The organism is Acidiphilium sp. JA12-A1, assembly GCF_000724705.2.
Taxonomy (GTDB): Bacteria; Pseudomonadota; Alphaproteobacteria; order Acetobacterales; family Acetobacteraceae; genus Acidiphilium; species Acidiphilium multivorum.
The window spans coordinates 1-410 of the sequence record NZ_JFHO01000226.1 but is presented as its reverse complement, the minus strand read 5'-3'; the positions used below and the strand labels follow the sequence as shown (position 1 = coordinate 410).

Here is a 410-nt window from a genome sequence, read left to right as displayed (position 1 = left end):
GGGTGGCCGCAATCGGCCCGTTGGTCTTCAGATCGGCGCGGGTAGCACGCGGGCGGCGTGCCATCCGCGGCGCGCGGCGGCCGCAGGGCGCCGAGCAGGATGACGAGCGGCGCGATCTCGACATGCAGCACCCGCGCGATCACCGGGCCGAGCGCGGGCCAGAGCCAGAGCAGCGCGTCGGCGACGCCGGGGCCGCCGCGCCGCCAGGCGAGCCAGGCGACCATGACGGAAAGCCCCGTCATGTCGTTGGCATAGGCATAGGGGGTCACGAGCAGCGTGAGGCAGACGGTGAGCGCGGCGCGCGCCACCGGGTCGGCCTCCTTGCGGCGCCAGGCATGCCAGCACCAGATCGAGGCCGCCAGCGCCGAGACGCCCTGGCAGAGGCCGGCAAGGCCGACCGGGGCACCGAG

The 410-nt window shown here is 75.4% G+C and carries 1 pseudogene; it reads right to left on the bottom strand.

From position 1 onward, the window contains the following. Positions 1-410: pseudogene (locus RT91_RS19430) on the bottom strand (DUF2029 domain-containing protein); the annotation flags it as partial.